The organism is Ectothiorhodospira sp. PHS-1 (genome assembly GCF_000225005.1).
GTDB lineage: Bacteria > Pseudomonadota > Gammaproteobacteria > Ectothiorhodospirales > Ectothiorhodospiraceae > Ectothiorhodospira.
In genome coordinates, this window is record NZ_AGBG01000025.1 from 1 (window position 1) to 24,067 (window position 24,067).

General features: G+C 63.1%; 25 protein-coding genes and 1 CRISPR repeat array. Of the genes, 20 read left to right on the top strand and 5 right to left on the bottom strand.

The window, feature by feature from the left end; genetic code table 11:
- Nucleotides 1-458: a CRISPR direct-repeat array (repeat unit 29 nt; unit sequence GCGTTCCCCGCAGGTGCGGGGATGAACCG).
- A gap of 175 nt (nucleotides 459-633) precedes the next feature.
- The 3 genes from ECTPHS_RS14625 (at nucleotide 634) to ECTPHS_RS10535 (ending at nucleotide 5,233) form a co-directional block, all read left to right on the top strand.
- Nucleotides 634-1,011, top strand: a complete 378-nt coding sequence (locus ECTPHS_RS14625) for a hypothetical protein (protein ID WP_141565339.1) — start codon at nucleotides 634-636, stop codon at nucleotides 1,009-1,011.
- Between the two features lie 265 nt (nucleotides 1,012-1,276).
- Nucleotides 1,277-1,417: a hypothetical protein gene (locus tag ECTPHS_RS14810; protein WP_168044662.1), complete on the top strand. Its 141-nt coding sequence runs from the start codon at nucleotides 1,277-1,279 to the stop codon at nucleotides 1,415-1,417.
- A 444-nt stretch (nucleotides 1,418-1,861) separates the two neighbouring features.
- Entirely contained in the window at nucleotides 1,862-5,233 is a 3,372-nt protein-coding gene (locus ECTPHS_RS10535) for an ABC transporter substrate-binding protein (protein WP_083838833.1), read from the top strand.
- A 65-nt stretch (nucleotides 5,234-5,298) separates the two neighbouring features.
- On the opposite strand, the gene soxB is transcribed toward ECTPHS_RS10535, so the two are convergent.
- The 5 genes from soxB to ECTPHS_RS10560 all read right to left on the bottom strand — a co-directional run bounded on the left by soxB (nucleotide 5,299) and on the right by ECTPHS_RS10560 (nucleotide 10,123).
- Nucleotides 5,299-7,092, bottom strand: a complete 1,794-nt coding sequence (gene soxB, locus ECTPHS_RS10540; RefSeq protein ID WP_008932736.1) for a thiosulfohydrolase SoxB — start codon at nucleotides 7,090-7,092, stop codon at nucleotides 5,299-5,301.
- A 241-nt stretch (nucleotides 7,093-7,333) separates the two neighbouring features.
- On the bottom strand, nucleotides 7,334-7,642 hold the full coding sequence (gene soxZ / locus ECTPHS_RS10545; protein ID WP_008932737.1) for a thiosulfate oxidation carrier complex protein SoxZ: 309 nt from the start codon (nucleotides 7,640-7,642) through the stop codon (nucleotides 7,334-7,336).
- A gap of 56 nt (nucleotides 7,643-7,698) precedes the next feature.
- Nucleotides 7,699-8,166, bottom strand: coding sequence for a thiosulfate oxidation carrier protein SoxY (gene soxY / locus ECTPHS_RS10550; RefSeq protein ID WP_008932738.1), 468 nt, complete (start codon nucleotides 8,164-8,166; stop codon nucleotides 7,699-7,701).
- Nucleotides 8,167-8,330: 164 nt separating this feature from the next.
- Nucleotides 8,331-9,719 (bottom strand): M48 family metalloprotease, encoded by a 1,389-nt coding sequence (locus ECTPHS_RS10555; RefSeq protein ID WP_008932739.1) that lies wholly within the window; start codon nucleotides 9,717-9,719, stop codon nucleotides 8,331-8,333.
- A 92-nt stretch (nucleotides 9,720-9,811) separates the two neighbouring features.
- Complete coding sequence (locus ECTPHS_RS10560) at nucleotides 9,812-10,123, bottom strand: hypothetical protein (RefSeq protein WP_008932740.1); 312 nt, start codon at nucleotides 10,121-10,123, stop codon at nucleotides 9,812-9,814.
- A 479-nt stretch (nucleotides 10,124-10,602) separates the two neighbouring features.
- On the opposite strand from ECTPHS_RS10560, the gene ECTPHS_RS10565 reads away from it, so the two are divergent.
- From ECTPHS_RS10565 to ECTPHS_RS10645, 17 genes are all read left to right on the top strand, one after another.
- Nucleotides 10,603-10,833: a sulfurtransferase TusA family protein gene (locus ECTPHS_RS10565; RefSeq protein WP_008932742.1), complete on the top strand. Its 231-nt coding sequence runs from the start codon at nucleotides 10,603-10,605 to the stop codon at nucleotides 10,831-10,833.
- A gap of 89 nt (nucleotides 10,834-10,922) precedes the next feature.
- Complete coding sequence (locus ECTPHS_RS10570; RefSeq protein WP_008932743.1) at nucleotides 10,923-11,390, top strand: DsrE/DsrF/DrsH-like family protein; 468 nt, start codon at nucleotides 10,923-10,925, stop codon at nucleotides 11,388-11,390.
- Nucleotides 11,391-11,523: 133 nt separating this feature from the next.
- Nucleotides 11,524-12,189 (top strand): 4Fe-4S dicluster domain-containing protein, encoded by a 666-nt coding sequence (locus ECTPHS_RS10575; RefSeq protein ID WP_040405805.1) that lies wholly within the window; start codon nucleotides 11,524-11,526, stop codon nucleotides 12,187-12,189.
- 52 nt (nucleotides 12,190-12,241) lie between these two features.
- A complete protein-coding gene (locus ECTPHS_RS10580; RefSeq protein WP_008932745.1) occupies nucleotides 12,242-13,660 on the top strand; it encodes a heterodisulfide reductase-related iron-sulfur binding cluster in 1,419 nt (472 codons plus the stop codon).
- On the top strand, nucleotides 13,660-14,709 hold the full coding sequence (locus tag ECTPHS_RS10585; protein ID WP_008932746.1) for a CoB--CoM heterodisulfide reductase iron-sulfur subunit A family protein: 1,050 nt from the start codon (nucleotides 13,660-13,662) through the stop codon (nucleotides 14,707-14,709). Before ECTPHS_RS10580 ends, ECTPHS_RS10585 begins: the two co-directional genes overlap by 1 nt.
- Before the next feature lie 7 nt (nucleotides 14,710-14,716).
- Nucleotides 14,717-15,532, top strand: a complete 816-nt coding sequence (locus tag ECTPHS_RS10590) for a hypothetical protein (protein WP_141565340.1) — start codon at nucleotides 14,717-14,719, stop codon at nucleotides 15,530-15,532.
- A 31-nt stretch (nucleotides 15,533-15,563) separates the two neighbouring features.
- Nucleotides 15,564-16,280, top strand: coding sequence for a 4Fe-4S dicluster domain-containing protein (locus ECTPHS_RS10595; protein WP_008932748.1), 717 nt, complete (start codon nucleotides 15,564-15,566; stop codon nucleotides 16,278-16,280).
- Nucleotides 16,273-17,184: a CoB--CoM heterodisulfide reductase iron-sulfur subunit B family protein gene (locus ECTPHS_RS10600; RefSeq protein ID WP_008932749.1), complete on the top strand. Its 912-nt coding sequence runs from the start codon at nucleotides 16,273-16,275 to the stop codon at nucleotides 17,182-17,184. The genes ECTPHS_RS10595 and ECTPHS_RS10600 overlap by 8 nt, the downstream gene beginning before the upstream one ends.
- Nucleotides 17,185-17,189: 5 nt before the next feature.
- Nucleotides 17,190-17,630, top strand: coding sequence for a glycine cleavage system protein H (locus ECTPHS_RS10605; protein ID WP_008932750.1), 441 nt, complete (start codon nucleotides 17,190-17,192; stop codon nucleotides 17,628-17,630).
- A 6-nt stretch (nucleotides 17,631-17,636) separates the two neighbouring features.
- Complete coding sequence (locus ECTPHS_RS10610; RefSeq protein WP_008932751.1) at nucleotides 17,637-18,047, top strand: DsrE family protein; 411 nt, start codon at nucleotides 17,637-17,639, stop codon at nucleotides 18,045-18,047.
- 103 nt (nucleotides 18,048-18,150) lie between these two features.
- Nucleotides 18,151-18,591, top strand: a complete 441-nt coding sequence (gene gcvH, locus ECTPHS_RS10615; protein ID WP_008932752.1) for a glycine cleavage system protein GcvH — start codon at nucleotides 18,151-18,153, stop codon at nucleotides 18,589-18,591.
- A 78-nt stretch (nucleotides 18,592-18,669) separates the two neighbouring features.
- Entirely contained in the window at nucleotides 18,670-19,821 is a 1,152-nt protein-coding gene (locus ECTPHS_RS10620) for a radical SAM protein (protein WP_008932753.1), read from the top strand.
- Between the two features lie 89 nt (nucleotides 19,822-19,910).
- The gene (locus tag ECTPHS_RS10625; protein ID WP_008932754.1) at nucleotides 19,911-21,017 is read left to right on the top strand and encodes a lipoate--protein ligase family protein; all 1,107 of its coding nucleotides are present in this window, start codon (nucleotides 19,911-19,913) and stop codon (nucleotides 21,015-21,017) included.
- Nucleotides 21,004-22,116 carry an NAD(P)/FAD-dependent oxidoreductase gene (locus ECTPHS_RS10630; protein WP_008932755.1) on the top strand — a complete coding sequence of 371 codons (1,113 nt, stop codon included), beginning with the start codon at nucleotides 21,004-21,006 and terminating at the stop codon, nucleotides 22,114-22,116. The genes ECTPHS_RS10625 and ECTPHS_RS10630 overlap by 14 nt, the downstream gene beginning before the upstream one ends.
- Nucleotides 22,113-23,264, top strand: coding sequence for a radical SAM protein (locus ECTPHS_RS10635; protein ID WP_008932756.1), 1,152 nt, complete (start codon nucleotides 22,113-22,115; stop codon nucleotides 23,262-23,264). The genes ECTPHS_RS10630 and ECTPHS_RS10635 overlap by 4 nt, the downstream gene beginning before the upstream one ends.
- Before the next feature lie 32 nt (nucleotides 23,265-23,296).
- A complete protein-coding gene (locus ECTPHS_RS10640; RefSeq protein WP_008932757.1) occupies nucleotides 23,297-23,665 on the top strand; it encodes a hypothetical protein in 369 nt (122 codons plus the stop codon).
- A 10-nt stretch (nucleotides 23,666-23,675) separates the two neighbouring features.
- A complete protein-coding gene (locus ECTPHS_RS10645; protein ID WP_008932758.1) occupies nucleotides 23,676-24,065 on the top strand; it encodes a hypothetical protein in 390 nt (129 codons plus the stop codon).
- Nucleotides 24,066-24,067 lie beyond the last annotated feature (2 nt).

The following is a 24,067-nucleotide window of genomic DNA, read 5'->3' on the forward strand; positions in this document are numbered from 1 at the left end:
GCGTTCCCCCGCAGGTGCGGGGATGAACCGTGGTTCGGGCTGCACATCACCCGGGTGCCTGGTGCGTTCCCCGCAGGTGCGGGGATGAACCGAACCACACAAACGACTCATCCGTTACAAGCGTGCGTTCCCCGCAGGTGCGGGGATGAACCGCCGTCATGCCCGGCAGCGTCACCGCGCAGTGGGCGTTCCCCGCAGGTGCGGGGATGAACCGATCAGCTTAAATCTGATCTTCTTGGCGTCAATGCGTTCCCCGCAGGTGCGGGGATGAACCGTCCTCAAAGCCCCGGAAGGCGCTGACAAACAGGCGTTCCCCGCAGGTGCGGGGATGAACCGCTGGTGACGCTTCAGGGTGGTCCACTCGATCTGCGTTCCCCGCAGGTGCGGGGATGAACCGCCAGTGATGCCCGCATGGTCGCCGGTGATGTGGCGTTCCCCGCAGGTGCGGGGATGAACCGGGCCTACCCGCGGTGTTTCCAAGAAGGGTCAGGGGATGAACCGCTCGCTCTGAAGACGTTTTACTTAAACTCCGGCGACTGATGCCGATCCGTCCCCGGGCCCTACGTCCACAACGATTCGTGGTATGACCACAACGGCTCGATGTAACCGGATCGACTGCTAGGGAGTATAGCTTTGATCGAAGTGCAGATCGATGGCGCCGAACCGACCGCCGCGCTGGAGCGCCTGGCCCAGGGCACCGGTAATTCCCAGCTTGTCCTGGATGAGGCGGGCGAACTCCTGTGCACACCACTCGGCGCCACTTTATCGACAAGCAGGCGCCGGACGGCAGCCCTTGGCCCGCCGCAACTACTCACGCCCCCTGCCTATCACTGTGTTTGGCGCACGCAAGAAGCGCAGAGTACTGCTGACGTTGGAAACGATTTCTATTGGCAGGAAAAAGCAGGAGTGACTTGGCCGCCCCATGCCCGGCCAAGTCGCCACAGGCGTATAGCCGAAGGAAATGACCTGACGGCACCCCTGCCGCAACGTCCGCAACGTTTCGTGGTATGAGCACGACGGTCCGATGTGCTCGCCAAGTCCGATCAGAGTATAGCAAGTGATCGAACTGCAGATCGATGCCAGAGGTGACCGCCGCGCTGGAGTGCCTGAGTCAGGCGACCGGAGTCCTGAAAACCCATGATTATGTGTGGATAAACCGTTCGGCTGGATGAGCCGCTTCGCCGACATCATGCGTTCCCCGCAGGTGGCCTCGACAGTGTCGGTGGTTATCCTTATTCTCAATTCCCAGATTCGGGTCGGACATGCGGGGTGACTCGTGAAATTAGTGCTTCAAGGCGCTCTGCTCATGCTGGCCGCCATAGGGTTGGCTGCAGCCTCGGTGGATCTGGCGGTGATGGTTTTGTTCGCCGCCCTGGGCGTGATCGTTACGGGTTTGGTTCGGGCGTTTTTGACATAGGTGGGTGTCGGTGGTGCACGGGTTCGAACCGGACATCTCGCGCAGGGCGCTTTGCCTCCCCCAGGGAGGATCACCACCGCACCCGCTGTCGAGCATAGCTTGCGGCCATTACATGCCTCAACTTTAGTATTCCACGCCCCCGGCCATCTCACAGGCAGGCAGTCAGCGCACGGGGATCATCTGTCTACAGGATCGGCCCCGACTCCTTTCCCGGAACGACCCGCCGCGCACTTGAACTGCTGACGAACGCCCTGAAGCCCAAGTATTCCTGCTGGGCCTGCCGGAAGGATTCCGTGTAGGAGTCCAGGCGGGCACGATCGGTCCCTATCGTCTCAATGGGCTCCACCTGGCCGAGACGGTCTCCAATCTCGGTTCCCATCATGGCCTGATCGGTTATCATTACTGCGTACCTGCCGTAATGGCGCATCACGTGGTATATCCGCCATGTCTTTGCCGTTGTCTGGTCCCATCCGTCTAGGTCTGATGGCCCCTCTGACCGGGATTGCCGGTCTTTATGGCGAGGAAATCTGCCGGGCCGCCCGAATGGCCGTGGACGAGGTCAACGAAAGCGGCGGCCTTCTGGGGCGTCCCCTGGAACTGGTGATCGAGGATGACGGCAGTCAGCCCGAAACGGCGGTGCCCGCTGCCCAGCGCCTGGTGGACGAGCATGGCTGCGTGGCCATGATCGGCAACCTGCTGTCCAATTCCCGCATTGCCGTGGCCACCCGGGTGGCCACGCCCCGGCGCGTGCCCCTGCTGAATTTTTCCTTCTATGAGGGCAGCATTCACGAGCCCTTCTTCTTCAGTTTTTCCGCTCTGCCCAATCAGCAGATCGAGCCCATGATTCCATTCATGGCCCGGCGTCATGGCTTGAAGATGTTTTTTGCCGGCAATAACTACGAATGGCCCCGGGGTTCCATCGATGCCGCCAAGCGGGCCTTGCTCGCGCTGGGGGGAGACGTGGTGGGGGAGGAGTACTTGCCCTTTGACGCGAGCGAACAGGATCTGGCGATCCTGTTGGAGCAGGTCGGTCGATCCGGCGCCGATGTGTTCGTACCCTATTTTGCCGGTCAGGATCAGGTCAGATTGTTCCGCCGTTGCGCCGCCATCGGACTGAATCGGCGCATGGCCCTGGTCACCGGTCATTTCGACGAAGTCATGGCCGGTCAGCTTTCCCGGGAGGCGCGCCAGGGCGTCTATGCCGTTAACAGTTATTTCATGTCGGTGGATACCCCGGCCAACCGCGACGTTCTCCGGCGTCTGTCCGGGCTGCCGGGCATGACCGGTATCTGGCCTCGGGGTAATGGTGTCCTCACCCATTTCGGCGAAGGTACCCATGTCTGTGTGCAGGTGTTTGCCCAGGCCGTCCGGCAAGCCGGCACGTGCGCGACGGATGCATTGTGTTCAGCCCTTGCCCGTGTGCGGGTATCGGCACCTCAGGGGCAAGTGAGTACGGATCCGGTACTGCGACATGCCGAGATCAACGCCTATCTGGCACGCTGCAATGGCGACGGCGGTTTCAGCATCATTGAAAGCTTCGGTCCCATTCCCCCGGAGATTCCTGAACGCTATCGGTTCTCTTCCCCGGTACCCGGTTTGCCGCCGCGGACTCCGCTCGGCCAGCTGATGGGCACCGTGACGGCCGAGGGTGGGGAAGTGGGCGGGTTGGCCCGGCACATCCTGGCCTGGGCGGATATTGCGATCCTGACGGCGGATGCGCAGGGAATCCTGACCCAGGTCAACCGTCGGGCCTGTGAACTGTTCGGCTATGAGGACGGTGAGCTGATCGGGCAGTCCGTGCATCTGCTGGTACCGCCGCACCTGCGGGAACGTCACGCCCAGGTTTACCGGAAATTCCTCGACGGCCCCGTGGAAGAGCGGCGCATGTCGGAACGGGCGGAAATCACCGGGTATCACAAGGATGGCAGTTTCCTGTCCCTGGAGGCTTCCATTGCCAAGTTCCATGAACAGGGTGTCTGGAATCTGGTGGTGACGGTGCTGGATATCTCCGCGCGCAAGCAGGCGGAGAAAGAGCTGCTCTGGCGTGCCACCCATGACGTTCTCACCGGCTTGCCCAACCGCGCCCTGATGCATGAGCGTCTGAGTAATGCCCTGGCACGTTCTCGCCGCCATGGTCTGAACGTCGCCCTGCTGCATCTGGGGCTGGATGGGTTCAAGCTGATCAATGACAGTCATGACCGGCAGACCGGTGATGCGCTGCTGATGGCGGTGACTCGACGGTTGCTGGAACAGGTCCGTCCCGGCGATACGGTGGCCTGCCTGGCCGGAGATGAGTTTGCGATCCTGGCGGAGCAGGTGGGTCAGCCGGCGGCCATCGCCGGTCTTGCCGAGCGTCTCAACGAGGCCATGCGCCAGCCGTTCGAGGTCAACGGAGTGCCGGTGATCGTGACCGCCAGCATCGGGGTGGCGACGGGGCAGGGCAGCACTCACAGTGCCGATGATGTCATGCGCTGCGCGGAGACGGCGTTGCATGCCCTCAAGCAGAAGGGGCGCGACGGGTGGCAATTTTTCAATGACTATCAGCATCACCAGGCCTTGCAGCGGCTGAACGTGACCCTGGGGTTGCGGCGTGCCATCGAGAATCAGGAATTGCAGGCCCGTTTCCAGCCCATTCTGTCTTCGGATCGTGGACGGATTGTCGGGGCTGAACTGTTGCTGCGCTGGTTTCCTCCCCAGGGGGAGGTGTCTCCGGCGGTCTTCATTCCCATTGCCGAGATGAGCGGTGCCATTTTGCCCATCGGCCTTTGGGTGTTTCGGACCGGGTGTCTGGCCGAGGTGGAATGGCGCCGTCGCTGGGGGGCGCAGGCACCATACGTCTCCGTCAACCTTTCTGCCCGTCAGTTGAGTGATGAGGCACTGGTGGACGATATGTCTCGCGTGCTGCAGGAAACTGCGGCCGATCCATCCCGTATCGTTCTGGAGGTGACGGAGACCGCATTGATGGCGGATATTGATGCCAACCTGCGGGTGCTTCGCCGGCTGGCGGATCTGGGGCTGCGCCTGGCCGTGGATGATTTCGGCACGGGGTATTCCTCTTTGGCTCAGCTGACGCGTCTGCCGGTCAGCATTCTGAAGATCGACCGTGCCTTTGTGGATGGGATCGAGACCCGTCATGAGAGCCGTGCCGTGGTCAGGGCCGTCATCGGTCTGGGACGATCTCTGGGCTTGACCCTGGTGGCGGAAGGGGTGGAGACCCAGGGGCAGCATCTGGAGTTGCTCAACGGAGGGTGCGGGCTGTTTCAGGGATATCTGTTCCATGCCCCCATGAAGCCGGAGGATTTCGTGCGCCTGATGGATGCACAATCTGACTTTGATCATGGGGAGGGTCAGGGCGAGGAAAGTTTCGTGCTGTATGTCAGTCGTGCCGTCGAGCCGCTGGATGGCGCTTCCCTGCAGGCGATTTTGCGAACCGCGCGCACCGCCAATGCCCGCTCCGGCGTGACCGGATTTCTGATTTATCAGGATGGCCAGTTCATGCAGATGCTGGAGGGGCCCAGGGCACGGGTGGATGCGACGATGGCACGGATCCGTCTGGATCCCCGGCATGAGAATGTCCACATCGTGGCGGAGGGGGAGATACGTTCAAGGGTGTTTTCGGACTGGAGCATGGGCTTTCGGGACATGTCCCGATCAAACGGAGCACCGGATTTCAGCCAGTGGCAGCGGCGCACCATCAGCCTGCTGGAACTGGCCGAGGATGCCCATACCTGCTATGCCTATATTTCAGCATTTGCCGGCAAGGCCGATACGGGTTTGGAGATGGATATTCCGGGGGCTTGCGCCAATCAATGTTGATGGTCTGAATCTTCCGGTTTTGCCCTGGCCGGCGACGAGCCGGCCAGGCTGGCGGATGCTCCCCTTCAGTCGGCCGGAGCCCGGCCTGGATTGCCGTCCACCCCTTTGAGTACCGGTTCGTTGAGGTCGGTGATGCGCACGGTCTGGTGATCCCGCAGATAATCGGCCACCACGTCCCAGATCTTGCGGCCGGTGTCTCCCATCGGCTGTTCCTGCACGCTGGCCCAGCCCGCCACCACATAGGTGCCGTTCGGGTCGATGGGCTTGCCGTCCAGTTCCATGGCCGTGATGCGTTCGCCGATGTCCCGGGTGGGGTCGATGGCGTAGCGCAGTCCGCCCACGCGCACCATGTCGCCGCCCTGCTGATAGAACGGATCCTTGTTGAACAGGTTGTCGGCCACGTCTTCAAGGATGGTCTTGATCATCTCGCCGCGCATTTCATTGCGGGTCACCGCCGGGTAGGTGAGTCCGGTCTGGTCCATCACATGCTCGAAGGTGATGGGCATGCCCGGCAGGACGGTGGTGCCCCAGCGGAAGCCGGGAGAAAACGAGATCTGGGCATCCACCTGTTCCATCAGGGCATCGCAGATGAGTTGGTCGAAGGTGCCGTTGAAGTTGCCGCGGCGGTAGAGCAGGTCGTCGCTGACCGCCAGCGCCTCGCCCAGCTTGTCCGCCATGCGGAAGGTCTCGCCGTCGAAGGTGACGGTGCGATGGCGCAGGTCTTCGATGTATCGGCTCATCTCCGGGTCGGGGTCGATCAGGTTGGCGAACACCGGTAGCAGATGGTAACGGTATCCCTCGATCCGGCCGTTGGCGAAGTTCAGGTCCAGGACGGCGAGGAATTTGCCGTTGGAGCCGCCATTGGTGACCAGGCAGGTGCCGCCGGCGGGGGTTCTGACTTCCAGGGGGGCCGGGACCGCATCATGGGTGTGACCGCCCATGATGGCATCGATGCCGTTGACCAGTCCGGCCATCTTGATGTCCACGTCCATGCCGTTGTGGGACAGCACCACCACCACCTCGGCGCCTTCGGCACGGGCCTGATCGACACTTTCCTGCATCTCCCGATGCCGGATGCCGAAGGACCATTCCGGCATCAGGTGCCTGGGATTGGCGATGGGGGTGTAGGGGAAGGCCTGGCCGATCACCGCCACGTTGACGCCGTTGATCTCGCGGATCACATAGGGCTTGAAGACTCGCTCCTCCCAGTCCACGTCCACCACGTTCTGGGCCACGAAGTCGATGCGGCCGGCAAAGTCGTTCTGCAGGATTTCCTGTACCCGGTCGGCGCCGAAGGTGTATTCCCAGTGACCGGTCATGATGTCCACGCCCAGCAGCAGTTGGGCGTCCACCATGTCCTGGGCATGGGTCCAGACGCCGGTGCCGGAACCGCCACCCCAGGTGTCACCGCCGTCCAGCAGCAGGGCACCGGGGCGCTGGGCGCGGATGTGCTTGACCAGGGTGGCCAGGTGGGCAAATCCGCCCACGCGGCCGTACTGCTCCGCCAGGTGGACAAAATCCAGGTGAGTATAGGCATGGGACCAGAGGTTGGGGTGTTCCAGGCCGTAGTGGTTCAGCAGATGCCGGCCCACCAGATGAGGGGGACGGCCCTGCATTTCGCCGATGCCCAGGTTGACGTGGGGCTCGCGGAAATATACGGGCAGCAACTGGCCGTGGCAGTCGGTGTAGTGCAGCAGCGAGACGTTGCCGTAGGGGCGCAGCTCATAGGGACTACCGGTGGCATCCGGGCGGGTCAGGGTGCCGCCATTGCCGTTGCCGCGACCGCAGGCGGACAGGGCGAATCCGGCCATGCCGGCGGCACTCAGTACCTGGAGAAATTCTCTGCGGGTCAGGTTCATGCCTTCTCCTCACACGATGATTGAACGCGGGCCGGCGTGTCCCGGCCAAAAGAAAGCCCGGCTTAACCGGGCTTGCTGAATCTGGCAGGTGTCGTTTTATGTGTTCCTGCCTGGACCTGTACCGGTCACCCGGGTCTGGTCTCTGTGTTCCTCTTTGGTGGTGGTTCCGGTGGAACCGGAACCCTTGGCGCGACAAACCTCATGCATACTGCCGTTCTACTGGTGGCTGATCTTCTGTGTATCAGCTGATGCGGACTTCGGTGGTGTCCGAATCACCGTTGTTGTCCACCCAGGACATCTTCAGGGTATCGCCGGCGGCGGCCCCTTCAAACTGGAAGGACAGGTAAGGATTGCGGGAAATGGCCGGACCCCAGTTGGCGGTCAGTACGTGCTTGCCGTTGCACTCGGCCTTGACCTCGGTAATGAAATGGGCAGGGATCGTGTTACCCCCCTGGTCGCGGCGCTGGCCGGTTTCCATGGGGTGACTGATCAGGGCGCGCACATTGGTGACGCCGCCTTCGATCTGGGCTCGGACTCGGATGCTGGACATGGTGCTTTCTCCTGCGAATTCGCCTTGATGCCTCGGTTGCCGGGGGCTTGCCTTGCTTAGCCGCCGCAGCCGCCGATGGTGACCTTGACCTCCTTGGTGCCGCTGTAGAGCTGGCCGTTGGCCTTGAGTACCGCGACGATATCGGAGGTTTCACCCATCTTGATGCGGGTGGCGACGAAGGCCTTGGTGCCTTCACCCAGCTTGTAGCTGGAGGTCAGGGGCGAGTTGTTGGCGGTGGCAAGGATGGCGATGTCGGTGACGCCGGTCAGGCTGGACTCCACGGTGATCGGGACCACGGCGCCGTTTTCGGCGATATCCGGTGCCCGGATGGTGATGTCGCCGCTGCTGTGGCTGTCCGAACCCAGGGCGGACTTGAGCGCATCACTCAGGGAATTGGCTTGGAAAGCGGCCTTGGGCCAGTCGGCCAGAACGGTACTCGGGGTCAGCAGGCCGGCACCCACGGCGACACCCACGGTGCCTGCCGCGAGGGTGCCCTTGAGAAACACTCGACGCTTGCTGTTCATGCGGTCTCCTCCACTCTCTCACGTCTCATGGTTGGAGATGCCCGGTTTCGGCTCGGGGTATGGCCGCGGGCTCTCTGGGGTTACAGCCTACCTAACTAAATCTTTTTTACAAGTAATTTTTAGTTATATAGGCGGGTTGATGTCGGTCAATACCTGGCTCCGGCTCAGCGATCATCCAGAAACCGCAACGCGATGGCACGCTTGCTCCTGACCCGCTCCTCCACATGGGGGGTTAGATCCTGGGCGGTCAGGGCCATGTCCAGTTGCCTGACGGTCTCACGATACTGGCCGTGATGGAAATAATATTCCGCCATGCTTTCATGACTGACCGCCTGCCGGCCCAGGCGCGAGGCGGCATCGGCCTTGAGACGCAGCAACTCGGGCGCCTTGGCATCGGCCGACAGCAGGCCGTCGGCCACTTGCATGGCCCGGGCGTACTCTCCGGCGCCGATCAGGGCCTGCACATAGGTCTGGGTGACCGGAAGGTGTCTGGGGTAGATATCGTTCAGTCTTTCCAGAATCTGAAGGGCCGCCGGGTGGTTGGTGGGCCTGGCCGCCATGTGGGCCTCGGCCCGGGCCAGTTCCAGATACAGGTCCGCGCCGTCCTGTCCTGAAATACCCTGGAGCGCCTGCAGGGCCTGTTCGGTCTGGCCGCGCTGGATGAGCGCGATGGCGTAGCCGTAGCGCCTGGCGGCATCCCGCGGGTCGCCGCTCCGGTCACGGGTATGGAGATCGATGACCCGGGCCGGGTCCTGCAGGGCCTGGACCCGGGCGAGGATCATGCGAAAGGCCTGGGAGTCGGTGCGAAAGTCCCCGCTGTATTGATCGGCCCGCAGGCGGCTGTCGGTGATGCGGTTGCTGGTCACCGGGTGGGTGCGCAGGTACTCGGGCACTGCCTCGCCGGCACCGCCGCTGAGCTGGAGCATGCGTTCGAAGAAGCCGGGCATGGCCTGGGGGTCGTAGTCGGCCGCGGCCAGAATGCCGATGCCGATCCGGTCCGCCTCCTGTTCGTTGGCCCGGGTGAAGTTGATCCGGGCCTGGGCACCGCCGGCCATGCCGCCGATGATGGCCGCCTGGCCCACTTCCGGGGCGTAGGCGCTGGCGATGATGCCGGCCAGGATGGCCAGCCCCGTGGCCAGGTCGATACGGGTGCTGCCTGCATAGGCACGGGCGATGTGACGCTGGGTGACGTGGGCGATTTCGTGGGCGATGACCGCGGCCAGCTCGCCTTCATTGCGGGCGGCGTCGATCAGCCCGGTGTTGATGCCGATGATGCCCCCGGGCATGGCGAAGGCATTGATGCGGGGGTCTTCCACCACCAGGAAGGTGAAGTTGGGGTGGGCGTCCGGGGCGCTGGAGACCAGTCGCTGTCCCAGGGCTTCCACATAGCCCAGAAGGACCGGGTCCTTGCTCAGGGGCAGGGTGCGGCGCACCTCCCGCAGCAGGGTACGGCCCAGTTGCTGTTCCTGGGAGGGGGACAGCAGAGCGGAGGAGGGATCTCCGATTTCCGGCAGGTTGATGCCTGCCTGGAGCGGGCTGGCGACGGCCAGCAACAGGCAGAGCCCAAGGGTCAGGAATCCGCGCAGGACACCGGTACCCGGCTGACGGCCGGGTACCGGTCGGTTGGATGCGGGGCTTGCGCCGGCTACTTGCCCAGGCCGGGGGCCGAGGCGTAGGCATTCATGGTGGTGCGGTTTTCCCATAGTTTCGGCATAAGCATGGCCTCCGGCAGCATGAAGCGCCTGGACTGGTCCACCGGGATGGTTCGCGCAATCCGAACCACATCCTCGTAGCGGATCTTGAACAACTGCCCTGATTGGGGGCCGTCGGTCCGACGCACGATCATGCTGTCATCGAAGAGCCGATGCACGTAAAGGTTGGCGGGGCGCAAGCGCCGATGTTCGTCACGCAGCGTGACAGCATACTGGGTATCGGCGGCAAAATGCTTCTTGTCCACGATGAGGGTTCCTCCGCTTGGGACGGCCGGGCCGGTGATGGGAACAGTATCATGCGTGTCCCCGGTGAGACAGCGGCCCTGATTCTTCGTTCATTGGCTGTGGGAATCGTTCTCATATTCTTCTTTCCGCATAAGCTGGACGTACAGAAGAATATCGCTATATTGTTATTGAGAATAAGCAAATAAGGAAGCCTGGTGCCGGATGTCATGTCAAGGGACCGCCCGGGCCGGTCATTCCCGTGAAAACGGGAATCCAGTGACGGAGCATGGGTGCTGGACTCCCGCTTTCGCGGAAGTGACGAGGTTGGGTGGGAATGGCGGCTTCCCCAAGTTGTTCTGGTAGGCGGATAAAAAATACTGAAGTTTCCCCTGTCCGATGACGGGAAATTTCGTGAGATGATCGGGGTGGCGCCGGCGGGACCTTGCGGGTTGCCGACGAAGATGCCCCAGACCACTTGATAGACGAGGAGAAAATCGAGATGTCCGATTTTGACCAGGAACTGGATGCCTCCGGGCTGAACTGCCCTCTGCCCATCCTGCGTGCCAAGAAATCCCTGGCCTCCATGGACAGCGGTCAGGTGTTGCGGATCATCGCCACCGACCCGGGCTCCGTGAAGGACTTCGAGGCCTTTGCCAAACAGACCGGTAATGAACTGCTGGAACACCGGGAAGAGGGCGGCAAGTTCCTCTTCCTGATGCGCAAATCCTGATCCGGGGAGCCGTCCTGCCGCGCCATGGCCGCGGCAGGACGCACACCCCGGGCAGATCATCGTCAAAGGCATAACGGAGGGGATGCCACGTGTCCGAGAAGAAGCTGGCCATCATTGCCACCAAGGGAACCCTGGACTGGGCCTATCCGCCTTTCATCCTGGCTTCCACCGCGGCCGCCCTGGGCTACCAGGTGCAGGTGTTCTTCACCTTTTACGGCCTGCAGCTGCTCAAGAAGAAACCCGATCTGAAAGTGACCTCCCTGGGCAATCCCGGCATGCCCATGCCGATGCCCATGCCGGTCCTGCTCCAGGCCCTGCCCGGCATGCAGGGCATGATGACCCACATGATGAAGCAGAAGATGAAGTCCAAGGGTGTGGCCAGCGTGGAAGAGCTGCGCGAGATGTGCCAGGAGGCGGAGGTGAAGATGATCGCCTGTCAGATGACGGTGGATCTGTTCGACATGTCGCGGGACGACTTCATCGACGGCGTGGAATACGGTGGTGCCGCCACCTTCTTCGAGTTTGCGGGCGAGTCCGACATCTGCCTTTTCATCTAGCGGCTGCGGGCCTCTCCGTACCCGAAAAATGAACTACACTCGCTGAACGCCAATAGTTGACAAATTTGCTTGGGTGTAAGGATATCTCTCCGGGCAATGAAAGACGAGGTACGCCATGGCAACTTACGCCGAAATGCAGCAGATATTCGACGATATCCGCAGCGACTTTCGCTATGACCACGAGCTCAACGGGTGTCTGAACTGCGGGATCTGCACCGCCACCTGTCCGTCGGCCCAGTTCTACGACTACAGCCCCCGGGAAATCGTCCAGCTCCTGTGGACCGAGAACGTGGAGCAGGTGTACGACGCCATGCAGGAGAAGATCTGGGCCTGTGCCCAGTGCATGACCTGCGCCGCGCGCTGTCCCTTCAAGAACTCTCCCGGCGGCCTGGTGGCCATCATGCGGGAGGTGGCCATCAAGCATGAGATGCAGTCCGCCAAGGACGTGCTGCGGCCCTTCGGTCGGGTGATGCTCAAGCTCATCACCACCGGCAACCAGCTCTCTCCGGACATGATCCAGCCGGATCACTTCCCCGACTGGGGGCCGAACATCCAGAAGGTGGACGGTGACCTGCGCATCCTGCGCAAGGCCATCCCCATGAAGACCCTGCAAACCACCGATACCGCCTGGGAAATCTCCCTGAAGACCTCGGTGGAGATGTACACCATCTGGGAGATGACCGGGGTACTCAAATCCCTGGAACTGATGGACGAGAACCTGTTTGACGTGATCGAGGACTTCATCGACGAGAAGCGGGAGGAATACGAGGAATGGCTCGAAGAACAAGAAGAAGACTGAGCCGGATCCTTGCCTGAGCACCAAAGCCGAGCGTAGTAGAGGAGTGGCACACATGAGTTCCAAGAAGAAAGATCATACCCCCGGCGGGCACAATGCCGCCGCCGAAGGGGCCGGCCCCGGGGCCATGAAGCCCGGATTCCACAATACCGACGGCCAGGGCGTGGCCGGCCACGGCTCCTTCTTCCAGCAGACCCAGCTCTCCCGGGACGAGGCCGTCAAGGCCACCGACTGGGTGCGCAAGCATGTGGATCGTCGCACCGTCGATCTGGGCGACCGCATGGACGATGTGCGCGAACATATGTACGAGCTGGAAAAGGAAGGCCACATCATCATTCATCGGGTGGAGGACCAGCATGAACCCAAGAGGGTGAAGACCCTGTTCGGCTGGGACAAGAAGATCCCCACCCGACAGCTCTGGCATCACAAGTCCTGTGGTCAGTGCGGCAACATCCCCGGCTATCCCACCTCCCTGCTGTGGTTCATGAACGAGTTCGGCTTCGTGCCCGGCAAGGATTACCTGGACGAAACCGATCAGACCTCCTGTACCGCCTGGAACTACCACGGTTCCGGCATCGGCAACGTGGAGTCCCTGGCGGCGGTGTTCCTGAGGAATTTTCACCAGTCCTATGTCTCCGGCAAGGCGCATGGCCACGAGTTGGGCCACTTCTATCCCCTGGTTCACTGCGGTACTTCCTTCGGCAATTACAAGGAGATCCGCAAGTACCTGATCGAATCCCCCCAGCTGCGGGAGAAGGTCACGAAGATCCTGGACAAGCTGGGTCGACTGGTGGACGGCAAGCTGGTGATCCCCGAGGAGATCATCCATTACTCGGAATGGGTGCACGTGATGCGCCATCGCATCGCCTCGGAGCTGCAGAAGATCGATGTCTCCCACATCCGCACCACTGCCCACGTGGCCTGCCATTACTACAAGATGATCCACGAGGATGCCGTCTACGACGCCGATGTCCTGGGCGGCAATCGCACCGCCATCATCACTTCCATGGCCCAGGCCCTGGGCGCCCAGGTGATCGATTATTCCACTTGGTATGACTGCTGCGGCTTCGGCTTCAGGCACATCATCTCCGAGCGGGAGTTCACCCGTTCCTTCACCATGAATCGCAAGATCCGGGTGGCCCGGGAAGAGGCCAATGCCGATGTCATGCTGGCCAACGACACCGGCTGCGTCACCACCATGGACAAGAACCAGTGGATCGGCAAGGCCCATGACCAGAACTTCCAGATCCCCATCATGGCCGAGGTGCAGTTTGCCGCCCTGGCCTGCGGGGCGGACCCCCTGAAGATCGTGCAGCTCCAGTGGCATGCCTCGCCCTGCGAGGAGTTGGTGGAGAAGATGGGGATCTCCTGGTCCGAGGCCAAGAAGAACTTCCAGGCCTATCTGAAGGAAGTCGAGCAGGGCAATATCGAATATCTCTACAAACCCGAACTCGCTTATGGGGGGAATGCGTGATGCAGGATACCGTTCTGATCGTCGGTGCGGGACCCGCCGGCCTGTCGGCGGCGGCCCAGGTGGCCGGTGCCGGTTACAAGGCCGTGCTGGTGGAAAAGGAAGACGTGCTGGGCGGTGCCCCGATCATCTCCGGCTATGCCCGTCTGGTGCCCTCCGGCGAATGGGCCAAGGACGCCATCGGGCGCATGGTCAAGCGGGTGGAGGAAGACGGCAATGTCACCATCCACAAGGGTACCAAGGTGACGCAGCTCAACGGGGAGGCGGGCAAGTTCACCGCCAAGCTGAGCAACGGCAAGAGCGTCAAGGCCGGTGCCGTGGTGCTGGCCACCGGCTTCACCCACTTTGATTCCGTCAACAAGCCCGAGTGGGGGTTCGGCACCTTCCCGGACGTGGTCACCACCACCCAGGTGGAGCAGATGGTGACCGCCGGCAAGATCGCCTGTCCCTCCGACGGGCGGACACCGGAGCGGGTGGCCATCCTGCTGTGCGTGGGTTCCCGCGACCGGCAGATCGGCCGTGAGTGGTGTTCCAAGATCTGCTGCACGGTCTCGACCAATCTGGCCATGGAGATCAAGGAGCTGTCGCCCAAGACCCAGGTATTCATCTACTACATGGATATCCGCACCTTCGGTCTCTATGAGGACCGCTTCTACTGGAAGTCCCAGGAGGAATTCCGCACCAAGTTCGTCAAGGCCCGTATCGCCGAGGTCACCGCCGCGCCCGACGGCCGCCTGTTGCTCAAGGGGGAGGATACCCTGGTGAAGCGGCCCATCGTCATTCCCTTCGACATGGTGGTGCATGCGGTGGGCATGGACCCCAACATGGACAATCCGGAGATCTCGAAGGTGTTCGGCGTGGGTCTGGAGCAGCACGGCTTCATCGAACGGGGCGAGCATTACACCAATACCTGCGGCACCACCCGTCCCGGCATCTATTCCTGCGGGGCCGCCTATGGGCCGGAGACCATTGATGACTCCATCTCTCAGGGCATGGCCGCCGGCGCCCGCGCCATTGCCGACCTGCATGGCATGACACGCAAGGCAAGCTGAGATGGCCATGACCCAGCCCATCACCCCGGCGCCCCTGGCCATCCGCCTGGATGAGAAGGTGGTCGCCGGCAAGCTGGCGGCCCTGCTGGAGGACATGAGCGAGCGGGGGGGAGTGGAGAGCTATTTCACTGCCCTGGGCGGCAAGCACGCCTTGTTTGCCCATGTCCTGCCCGAGTCCCGTCCGGCATCCCTGTCCGCGGAAGCGCCCCTGTTGTTGCTGGAATGCGTGTTTCCCGCCCGGCGACGACTGGGGCCGCTGCTGCGGGAGATGCCGCCGGCGGCCCTGGCCGGGGCCGTGCTGGAACTGGTCTACGGCCCGGGCCGCCTGCTCGGGCGCATGGAGGCCTTTTGTGACCGTCTGCCGGTGCCGGAGCGCAAGTTGCGGCGGGCGGCCTGGGATCTGGCGGCGGAACTGCTGCATTTTCGGTCACCGGAGACAATCCCCCTGATGACCCGTTGGGTCTGGGATACCGGGACCATGAGCGGCGCCGTGCGGGAGTTCGTGCCGGGTAGTGACAGTCTGCAGACCCTGCCCCTGGAACTGACACCGGAGGCCCTGGAAGGGGTGCGACAGTGGTTTGCCGAACATCTGACCGCCAGCGGCTTCTACCGGGATCTGCCCTTCATCACGGATCTGATCCTGGCCCGGGCCTATGCGGACTACGTGCGTTCCGTCTCCGGGGGACTGGGCATCCTGCAGGGGGATTTCGGCGCCCGACAGGATCCGATGGAGCTGGTGGTCAAACTGCTGGGTATCGACGAGCGGCGCGGTGCAATGGCCGCCGCGGGTCAAGAGACTTGGCATCAGGCAGGCCCGGCCTGACCCTGATGCGCGACGAGTTGCGGAGAAAAGCATGGCGATACACGAAAAATCCCTGATCGAACCGGAGCGCCTGCTCCGCCACGAAACCCTGGTGGTGGACGGCGTGGATGTGTCCGGCCACTGGAACACCATGATCACGCCCCGGACCATCACCGATTACGATGATGACTTCGAGGCCGTCATCCAGCGCTATCCCGGCGCGGAGAACGTGCACCGCTGCTGGCAGTGCGGTTCCTGTACCAATTCCTGCACCATGTATGCCCAGAACGTGCAGTTCAATCCCCGTTACTGGATCTATGCGGTACGCACCGGGCTCAAGGAGGAAATCATCAAGGACAAGGACATCATCTGGCAGTGCGTCTCTTGCAACAAGTGCACCAGCATCTGCCCCAAGGACGTGCGTCCGGAAGGGGTGATGAAGGCCCTGGCCCACTGGCTGGAGGACGAGGGTCACATGCCCAAGTCGCCGTCCCGGGTCTTTGACGAGGAGTTCACCGAGCAGATCTATGCCCGTGGCCGCATCGAGGACAGCCTGGTGCTGCTCAATTTCTTCAGGAAGACCGGTCAGCCCCTGGTGCCCCAGTGGCTGCGGGTGTTCGGCGTGCGTCTGATGCAGCACCTGCCGGTAGGCCTGGGGATGCGCTTTGCGCGCAATTTCCTCATTGCCCCCAGAACCCGCTCCTGGGGACGCACCGGCGAGGTGCTCCGGCAATATGTGCGCGAACAGAAGGAGGCCACCCATGGCTAAGGTTGCATACTATCCTGGCTGTGCCCTGGAAGGTTCCGCCGGCCCCTACGACAAGTCCACCCGGGTGCTGGTGAAGGCCCTGGACATGGAGATGGTCAACCTCAAGGACTACAACTGCTGCGGCGCCATGGAAGTGAAGAACATCCATCCCATGCTGCAGACCTATCTGTCCGCCCGTAACCTGGCCATCGCTGCCGAACAGATGGGGCTGGACACGGTGATGGCCCCCTGCAATGGCTGTTACCACAATCTGAAGAAGGCCGAATACGAAACCACCACCTCCGAAAAGACCATGGAAACGGTGCAGGACCTGGCCCGCAAGGCGGGTGACCCGGTGTACAAGGGCAACGTGCGCACGGTGCATCTGCTGGAGTGGCTGATGGAGGAGAAGGGACCGGAGGGCATCAAGGCGCGGATGAAGAAGAGCCTGAACGGCATCCGCATCGCCAACTACTACGGCTGCATGTACACCCGGCCCCGGCAGATTTTTCCGGAGAAGGATCAGGGCCCCGGCTCCGAGTCCACCTACAAGCCCCACTTCATGGATGATCTGCTGGAGGCCACCGGCGCCGAGAACATGGATTTCCCGCTGAAGACGGCCTGTTGTGGCGGTGCCCATACCCTGTCGGATTCCGATACCTCCACCCAGCTGGTGCTGAACCTGTTGCAGGCGGCGGAGGATTCCGGTGCCCAGGTGATCGCCACTGAATGCCCTACCTGTCACTCGGGACTGGAGATGCATCAGGTGCGCGCGGAAACGGAGTTTGGTATCAAGACCAACGTGAAGATCGTCTACTTCACCCAGTTGCTGGGCCTGTCCCTGGGGTTGTCGCCGCGCAAGCTGGGAGTGCATGAGAATGTCAGTGATTCCATCGGTTTTCTGAAGGACAAGGGGGTCATTTAAGGTTCATGGAGTGCAACGGCTGCGAATTTCATCCGGATCTTTACTACGACGACGAGTATCAGGTGTGGCTGCGTCGGGAATCCGGAAACATCCTGACCATCGGGATGACCGACCTGTCCCAGGCCATCGCCGGCAAGATCCTGCATGTGCGGGTGCGCCGGCCGGGCAGCCGTCGCCCCGCCGGCAAGCCGGTGGCCACCATCGAGAGCGGCAAGTGGGCCGGACCCATCCCCAATTTCGTGGACTGCACCATTGTGGCGGTGAACGAAGCGGTGATGACGACCCCGGCCTTGCTGAACCAGGACCCTTTCGGTGCCTGGATCGCCAAGGTGGAGGTGCATGAGCCCCTGGACCAGGCCCTGGAGCGATTCGTGACCGGGGAGGCGGCGCGGGCAGGTTACCGTGCCCGCGCCGAGCGGGACGACATCCACTGCGGACGAGGGTGAAGGGTCATGGGGCAGGCGCCGTCGGCAACCCTGGAGGACGTGGACGCGGATCAGACCGTGGTCTTCATCATGACCAGCGGCCCGTCCACGCCCGCGCGCTGTGCCACCCCCTTCTATCTGGGGGCGGTACTGGCCTCCATGGATGCCCGGGTGCATGTCTTCTTCACCATGGAGGGGGTCAGGCTGATGCAGTCGGGGGTGGCGGAGTCACTGCGCGCCATGGAGGGCGGACGCCTCATCATCGACTTCATCCGCGACGCAAAACGGGCCGGGGTGGTGCTGCACGTCTGTGAACCGGCCATGCCCGGTTACGACATGAATCCGGATACCGACCTGATCCCCGAGGTGGACCACGTGGCCCGTGCCAGCGATCTGGCGGACCTGATCCTGGGCTGCGACAAGCTGATCACCTTCTGACCGGGGCAGGCCTTGATCTGCATCACCCAAGTCCGTCGCCAGTGCCGGAATACTCGATATACTGCAGCAGGTAATATTCAAATAATCGAAAAAGGAGACAATCATGGGTGCAGTCAAGGGCTGTGATCTGCCGGAAGAGCTTCACTACAGCATCGACAACAACGTCTGGGTACGCAGGGAGGATGACGGCAACGTGACCGTGGGCATGACCGCCTATGCCTGTTCCCTGGCGGGTCAGGTGGTGTCCTACACCCCGAAGAAGGCCGGCAAGGATGTGAAGAAGGACAAGTCCTGCGCCACCGTGGAATCCGGCAAGTGGGTGGGCCCCGCCAAGACCCCGATCAGTGGCGAGGTGGTGGCCGTCAATGACGCCGTTTCCGCCAGTCCGGGTCTGATCAACCAGGACCCCTACGGCCAGGGCTGGCTGGTGAAGATCAAGCCCGCCGACTGGGATGCCGACGCCGTCGACCTCAAGACCGGCGCCGATGCCCTGGCGGCCTTCCAGGCCAAGATGGATGCGGACGGCTTCAAGGGCTGTGCCTGATCGTCGGCGACGGCCGACCCAAGCCCCTCTCCCCTGGGGAGAGGGGTTGGACAGAACCACCGTCAAGCAAGGATTCCCATGACCGACTGGTACCCGCTGGCCGCCCGTATCGAGGCCCTGGAAGATCTGCCCCTGAATCCTGATCTGGTGCGCCGTTTCCAGGCCCGGCATCCGGCCGATGGGTTGGCCTCGGATGCCCGGATCGATTTCTACACCCCCAGCTTCAAGTCTTACCAGACCACCGAGATCAGCCGCTGCGCCGGCCATGCCTGGCCCGCGGTGTCCATCACCGGTGCCGACTGCAAGCTGCAGTGCGATCACTGCAAGGCCAAGTTGCTGGAACCCATGATCCCCGCCCGTTCTCCCGACGCCCTGTGGGCGCTGGTGAACCGGCTGGTGGAGGCGGGAGGGCAGGGCATGCTGCTGACCGGCGGCTCCAACCACCGCAACGAGGTGGAGTACGGCCCCTATTACGACACCATTCGCCGCATCAAGGATGAATTTCCCCAATTTCGCATCGCGCTGCACACGGCCCTGGTGGACGAGGATGCCGCCCGCTGCATGGCCGAGTCGGGCATTGATGCCGCCATGATGGATGTGATCGGTGCCCAGGAAACCATCACCCAGGTCTACCACCTGCGACGCAGGGTGGAGGATTTCGAGGCCACCCTGGAGCACTTGGTGAAGACCCCCATGAAGGTGGTGCCTCATATCGTCATGGGGCTGCATTACGGACGCTTTCTGGGGGAGTGGCATGCCCTGGACATGCTCCGGCGTCATACCCCCGATGCGGTGGTGTTGGTGGTGGTGATGCCTTTTCATGCCAATCCGAAACGGCCTTTCGAGACGCCGGATCCGGATGCGGTGGGTCGATTTTTCCTGGATGCCCGTCAGGCCCTGCCGGGGACACCGCTGCTGCTGGGGTGTGCCCGCCCCCCGGGCGAGGTGAAGGCCATGATCGACAGTTATGCGGTGATGGCGGGCATCAACGGGCTGGCCCATCCGGCCGAAGGCACCGTGGAACTGGCGGCCCGCCTGGGATACCGGGTCCGCGTCATCCCCTCCTGCTGTTCCATGGCCGTGGGCGAGGAGGTGCTGGGGGATGAACGGGCCGGTCTGGAACTGGATCTGGAGGCCATCCTTGAGGATGAGCGTCGGCGCCGGATGCCCCGCGGGCTGGCCGGCATCCCCGTCGTCGCCCAGGCACCGGCCGCCATGGCGCGTTCATGACCCGGCTAAGCCCCTCTCCCCTTGTGGGAGAGGGGTTGGGGTGAGGGGAGGGGGCGGGTGAATATCAAGAATGAATGGGAGTTGGAGTGATGTCGGAAAAGATCAATCTCAGAGTCCTGGACACCGGCCTGCGCCGGGCGGCCGAGAACATGGCCTTGAACCGGACCCTGCTGGAATGTCATCAGGTGGGAGACGGTCCCCATACCCTGCGCTTTCTGCGCTTTACGCCCTGCGCCCTGGTGGGGTTCCATCAGAACGTGGAGCAGGAGTTGCGGGTCGATCACTGCCGGGCCGAGGGCATCGACATCCAGCGGCGCATCACCGGCGGTGGTGCCATCTATTTCGATCCGGGTCAGATCGGCTGGGAACTGTACGTGGATCGCCGTTTTCTGGGCACCGCCGACATGGGGGAGATTGCCCGGCGCATCTGCGAGGCCGCGGCGGACGGCATCCGTCGTCTGGGCGTGGATGCCCGCTACCGTCCCCGCAACGACATCGAGGTGGACGGCCGCAAGATCTCCGGCACCGGCGGGGCCTTTGACGGCAACTCCATCATGTACCAGGGCACCCTGCTCATCGACTTCGACGTGGAACGCATGCTGAGGGTGTTGCGCATCCCGGCGGAAAAACTCTCCGACAAGGCCATTGCCTCGGCCCGGGAGCGGGTGACGAACCTGCGGGAGCTGCTGGGCGAGCCGCCGCCCCTGGCGCGGGTCCAGTCCGCCTTGGCCGAAGCCTTTGCCGAGGCCTTCCAGGTGGATCTGGTGCCGGCGGATGACCTGAACCCGCGGGAGCAGACCCATTTTGCCCAGGCCCTGGCGGAGATCGACAGCGAAGACTGGGTCTATCAGCGTCATCGCCCGGCGGGGGGCATGCCCCTACTGGAGGCGGTGCATCGCTGTCCGGGCGGCCTCATGCGGGCCGGGGTGATGCTGGACGAGGCCCGGGACATCATCCGCCAGGTCTGGATCACCGGTGACTTCTTCATGAATCCCCGCCGCATGCTGGTGGATCTGGAGGCGTCCCTCAAGGAGACGCCGGTGGCGGAGCTGGAGGCGAACATTCATCGTTTCTTCGACGCCTACCGGGTGGAGATGCTGATGCTCTCCCGGGAGGACTTCCTGCAGGTCCTGCGCAAGGCCCTGGACTCCCGTGACCCGGCATCGACAAGGGCGGAGACCCATGCCGCCGGTTGACGTGCTGGTGGTGGGGCTGGGGCCCGGTGGCGGCAGCGCCGCCCGGATCGCGGCCGAGGGCGGTGCCCGGGTACTGGCGGTGGACCGTCGGGCCGTGGTGGGGGAGCCGGTGCAGTGTGCCGAGTTCATCCCCCTGCCCATGGGGCGTCATGCCCGGGATGCGTCGGTGTACTGCCAGCCCATCACCGGCATGACCACCTATCTGCCCTCGGGCATGCGTCACGACAGTGACTTTCCCGGGATCATGATTCACCGCGCGGCCTTTGACCGGGCCATCGCCCGGCGGGCCGAACAGGCCGGCGCCGGACTCTGGACCGGCGCGACCCTGGTGGGGCTGGACCCGGCGGCGCGGGTGGCACGGATCCGGCGCGGGAAGGAAACCCATGGCGTCACTTACCGGGTGCTGGTGGCGGCGGATGGCCCCCATTCTCCGGTGGCGGCCCATCTGGGGCTGCCGGCCCTGGCCACGGTACAGACCCGGCAGTACACCGTGCCGCTGCTCAAGGCCCATCAGGAGACGGACATCTGGCTGTCCAGGGACTATCCCGGGGGGTATGCCTGGCTCTTTCCCAAGGGGACGGAAGCCAATCTGGGCCTGGGGATCGACAAGCGCCTGGCGCCGGATCTCAAGGCGCCCCTGGATGCCCTGCATCGGACGCTGGTGCGGGAAGGGCGGGTCGGGCCGGAAATACTGCGTCGTACCGGTGGGGCCATTCCCGTGGGCGGCATGCGCGAGGCCCTGGTCCATGGGGCGGTGCTGTTCGTGGGCGATGCGGCGGGCCTGACCCATCCGATCACCGGCGGCGGCATCGCCCCGGCGGTGATCTCCGGCGAGCGGGCCGGGGCGGCGGCGCTGGCCTGCCTGCGGGGCGAGGACGGGGCCCTGGCCGAGTATGACGAGGAGATCCGCGACCTCTATCAGCCCGGCCTGGACCGGGCCGTGATCCGGCGGCGGGAACTGATCGCCGCCTGGCGGGCATCGGCACTGGATCAGGACGCCCCCCACCGTCGTGGCTGGATCGCCTTTCCGGAATATTTGCAGGCCGCGAATCAGGCACACATACACGCACAGACCTCCGAGGAGCGGACACTCACATGAGCACTCTCGCCGATACCCGGGACATCCCGGTCAACTTCTATCGTCCCGATCCCTACCTCCGGACGCCCAGGATGCGTTCCCCGGAATACGTGCAGATGTCCACCGCCGCCGCCATCACCCTGGGGCTGGTCAAGGGCTGGATGCACCGTACCGGCTGTACCCATTGTCTCAATCTGCTGGTGACCTATCCGGAGGGCTGCCGGGCCAATTGCAGTTATTGCGGCCTTGCCCGGCATCGGGAGGAGTCTCGCGACTATGCCGACCGCAACTTCATCCGGGTGGACTGGCCCACGGCCCGTTACGATGACGTGATCGAGCACATCCGCAACGGAGCCGATCAGGGACGCTTCGAACGCATGTGCATTTCCATGATCACCCACCCGGATTCGGACGAGGACACCGCGATCCTGCTGGAGAAATGGGTGAAGGCGGTACCCCACATCCCGGCCTCCATCCTGTCCAATCCCACCACCATGGACCGTGCCGATCTGGTGCGGTTGCGGGACATCGGTGCCCAGATCTTCACCGTGGCCCTGGACGCCGTCACGCCCGGGGTCTTCGATCGCACCCGGGGGGCCGCGGTGGACAGCCCCCATCGCTGGGACACCTACTGGCGGGCCCTGGAGTGGGCCGCCGAGATCTACGGCCCCGAGCGTTTCGGTGCCCATCTCATCTGCGGCATGGGGGAGACGGAGCAGGAGATGCTGGCGGTCTGTCAGCGCATCCGTGACATGGGTGGGCACAATCATCTGTTTGCCTTCTTCCCGGAACAGGGTTCCCTGATGGAGGACTGGTCGCCGGTGCCCCGGGACCAGTGGCGGCGGGTGCAACTGGCCCGTTTCCTGATCGACTACCGCGGGGTGCGGGTGCAGGACATGCGCTTCAATGGGCAGGGGCAAGTGACCGATTTCGGCCTGGATCGGCAGGAACTGGAGGCCCTGATTGCTTCCGGACGCCCGTTCCAGACCTCCGGTTGCCCCGGGCATTCCGACGACGAGATCTCGGCCTGCAACCGTCCCTACGGGGATTCGAGTCCCACGGACATCATGTCCTTCCCGTTTGCCCTGTCGGATCGGGATGTGGCATTCGTGCGTCGCCAGATGGCCGGTGAGGACATTGGCACCTTTGACCACGACGGCGAGGCTTGACCTTTTCTGGAATAAGTCTAGAGTTAAAGCTTATGAAAGAAGTCAGGATTAGCCGGGTCAGTGATATCCGTAACGAGCTCAACCGTTACCGGAAGGGCAAGAAGTTCGATATCCGCCAGTTCAACCAGGTAGCACGCCTGGCCTGGTTGGGCAGGGTGGTGATGCAACCCCTGGACCCGGACGACAAGGATTGCGAATCCTTCCTGCTCTATGTGGAAGCGCCCGACCCTCTGACGGCACACTGCCTTGAGCCGGATGAGGATCTGGTGGGGCGGATGCACATCGTCGATGGTCAACAGGCCCTGGCCCTGGTCCAGATCCTCAAACTGGGGATGGAGGAACGGGTCAGGCTATACGAGGAGCTGGCGCACAGTGATTTCTACTTCAGGCACTTTTCGTGAACAGTCAGGCGTGAACCGACCCACCATTGAATCCCGTCTGGATCGCAGGTTCATCGTCATGACATCCCGGGAGTCACTGCTGTCCGACCTGGACATGGTGGCCCCCATCGGCTGGACCCGTGTGGTGGCCACGGATCTGGCGGAACTGGGCGACTGGAACGACATCCTGCTGCACCGCTTTGTGCTGCTGGACCTGGATGAGGACGGTACGTTCGATCCCCTGGACGTGATCCGGACCCTGCGGATGGCGTGTCAGATCAACATCCCGGTGTTCTGTTTCGGTGGGGACGAGGACCTGCAGGATCAGATGCGTCTGGCCCGGGCAGACCGTTTCTTTACCCGGGACGAGATGCTGGACATGCTGCCCAGGTTCTTCGAGCAGTACGGCTGGGGTGGGTAGGG

Bases quoted from the DNA above. Each gene is read 5' to 3' on its own strand.
- ECTPHS_RS10535 (WP_083838833.1), top strand. From the start codon at position 1,862: ATGTCTTTGCCGTTGTCTGGTCCCATCCGTCTAGGTCTGATGGCCCCT.
- soxB (WP_008932736.1), bottom strand. From the start codon at position 7,092: ATGAACCTGACCCGCAGAGAATTTCTCCAGGTACTGAGTGCCGCCGGC.
- soxZ (WP_008932737.1), bottom strand. From the start codon at position 7,642: ATGTCCAGCATCCGAGTCCGAGCCCAGATCGAAGGCGGCGTCACCAAT.
- soxY (WP_008932738.1), bottom strand. From the start codon at position 8,166: ATGAACAGCAAGCGTCGAGTGTTTCTCAAGGGCACCCTCGCGGCAGGC.
- ECTPHS_RS10565 (WP_008932742.1), top strand. From the start codon at position 10,603: ATGTCCGATTTTGACCAGGAACTGGATGCCTCCGGGCTGAACTGCCCT.
- ECTPHS_RS10575 (WP_040405805.1), top strand. From the start codon at position 11,524: ATGCAGCAGATATTCGACGATATCCGCAGCGACTTTCGCTATGACCAC.
- ECTPHS_RS10580 (WP_008932745.1), top strand. From the start codon at position 12,242: ATGAGTTCCAAGAAGAAAGATCATACCCCCGGCGGGCACAATGCCGCC.
- ECTPHS_RS10585 (WP_008932746.1), top strand. From the start codon at position 13,660: ATGCAGGATACCGTTCTGATCGTCGGTGCGGGACCCGCCGGCCTGTCG.
- ECTPHS_RS10590 (WP_141565340.1), top strand. From the start codon at position 14,717: ATGACCCAGCCCATCACCCCGGCGCCCCTGGCCATCCGCCTGGATGAG.
- ECTPHS_RS10595 (WP_008932748.1), top strand. From the start codon at position 15,564: ATGGCGATACACGAAAAATCCCTGATCGAACCGGAGCGCCTGCTCCGC.
- ECTPHS_RS10600 (WP_008932749.1), top strand. From the start codon at position 16,273: ATGGCTAAGGTTGCATACTATCCTGGCTGTGCCCTGGAAGGTTCCGCC.
- ECTPHS_RS10605 (WP_008932750.1), top strand. From the start codon at position 17,190: ATGGAGTGCAACGGCTGCGAATTTCATCCGGATCTTTACTACGACGAC.
- ECTPHS_RS10610 (WP_008932751.1), top strand. From the start codon at position 17,637: ATGGGGCAGGCGCCGTCGGCAACCCTGGAGGACGTGGACGCGGATCAG.
- gcvH (WP_008932752.1), top strand. From the start codon at position 18,151: ATGGGTGCAGTCAAGGGCTGTGATCTGCCGGAAGAGCTTCACTACAGC.
- ECTPHS_RS10620 (WP_008932753.1), top strand. From the start codon at position 18,670: ATGACCGACTGGTACCCGCTGGCCGCCCGTATCGAGGCCCTGGAAGAT.
- ECTPHS_RS10625 (WP_008932754.1), top strand. From the start codon at position 19,911: ATGTCGGAAAAGATCAATCTCAGAGTCCTGGACACCGGCCTGCGCCGG.
- ECTPHS_RS10630 (WP_008932755.1), top strand. From the start codon at position 21,004: ATGCCGCCGGTTGACGTGCTGGTGGTGGGGCTGGGGCCCGGTGGCGGC.
- ECTPHS_RS10635 (WP_008932756.1), top strand. From the start codon at position 22,113: ATGAGCACTCTCGCCGATACCCGGGACATCCCGGTCAACTTCTATCGT.
- ECTPHS_RS10640 (WP_008932757.1), top strand. From the start codon at position 23,297: ATGAAAGAAGTCAGGATTAGCCGGGTCAGTGATATCCGTAACGAGCTC.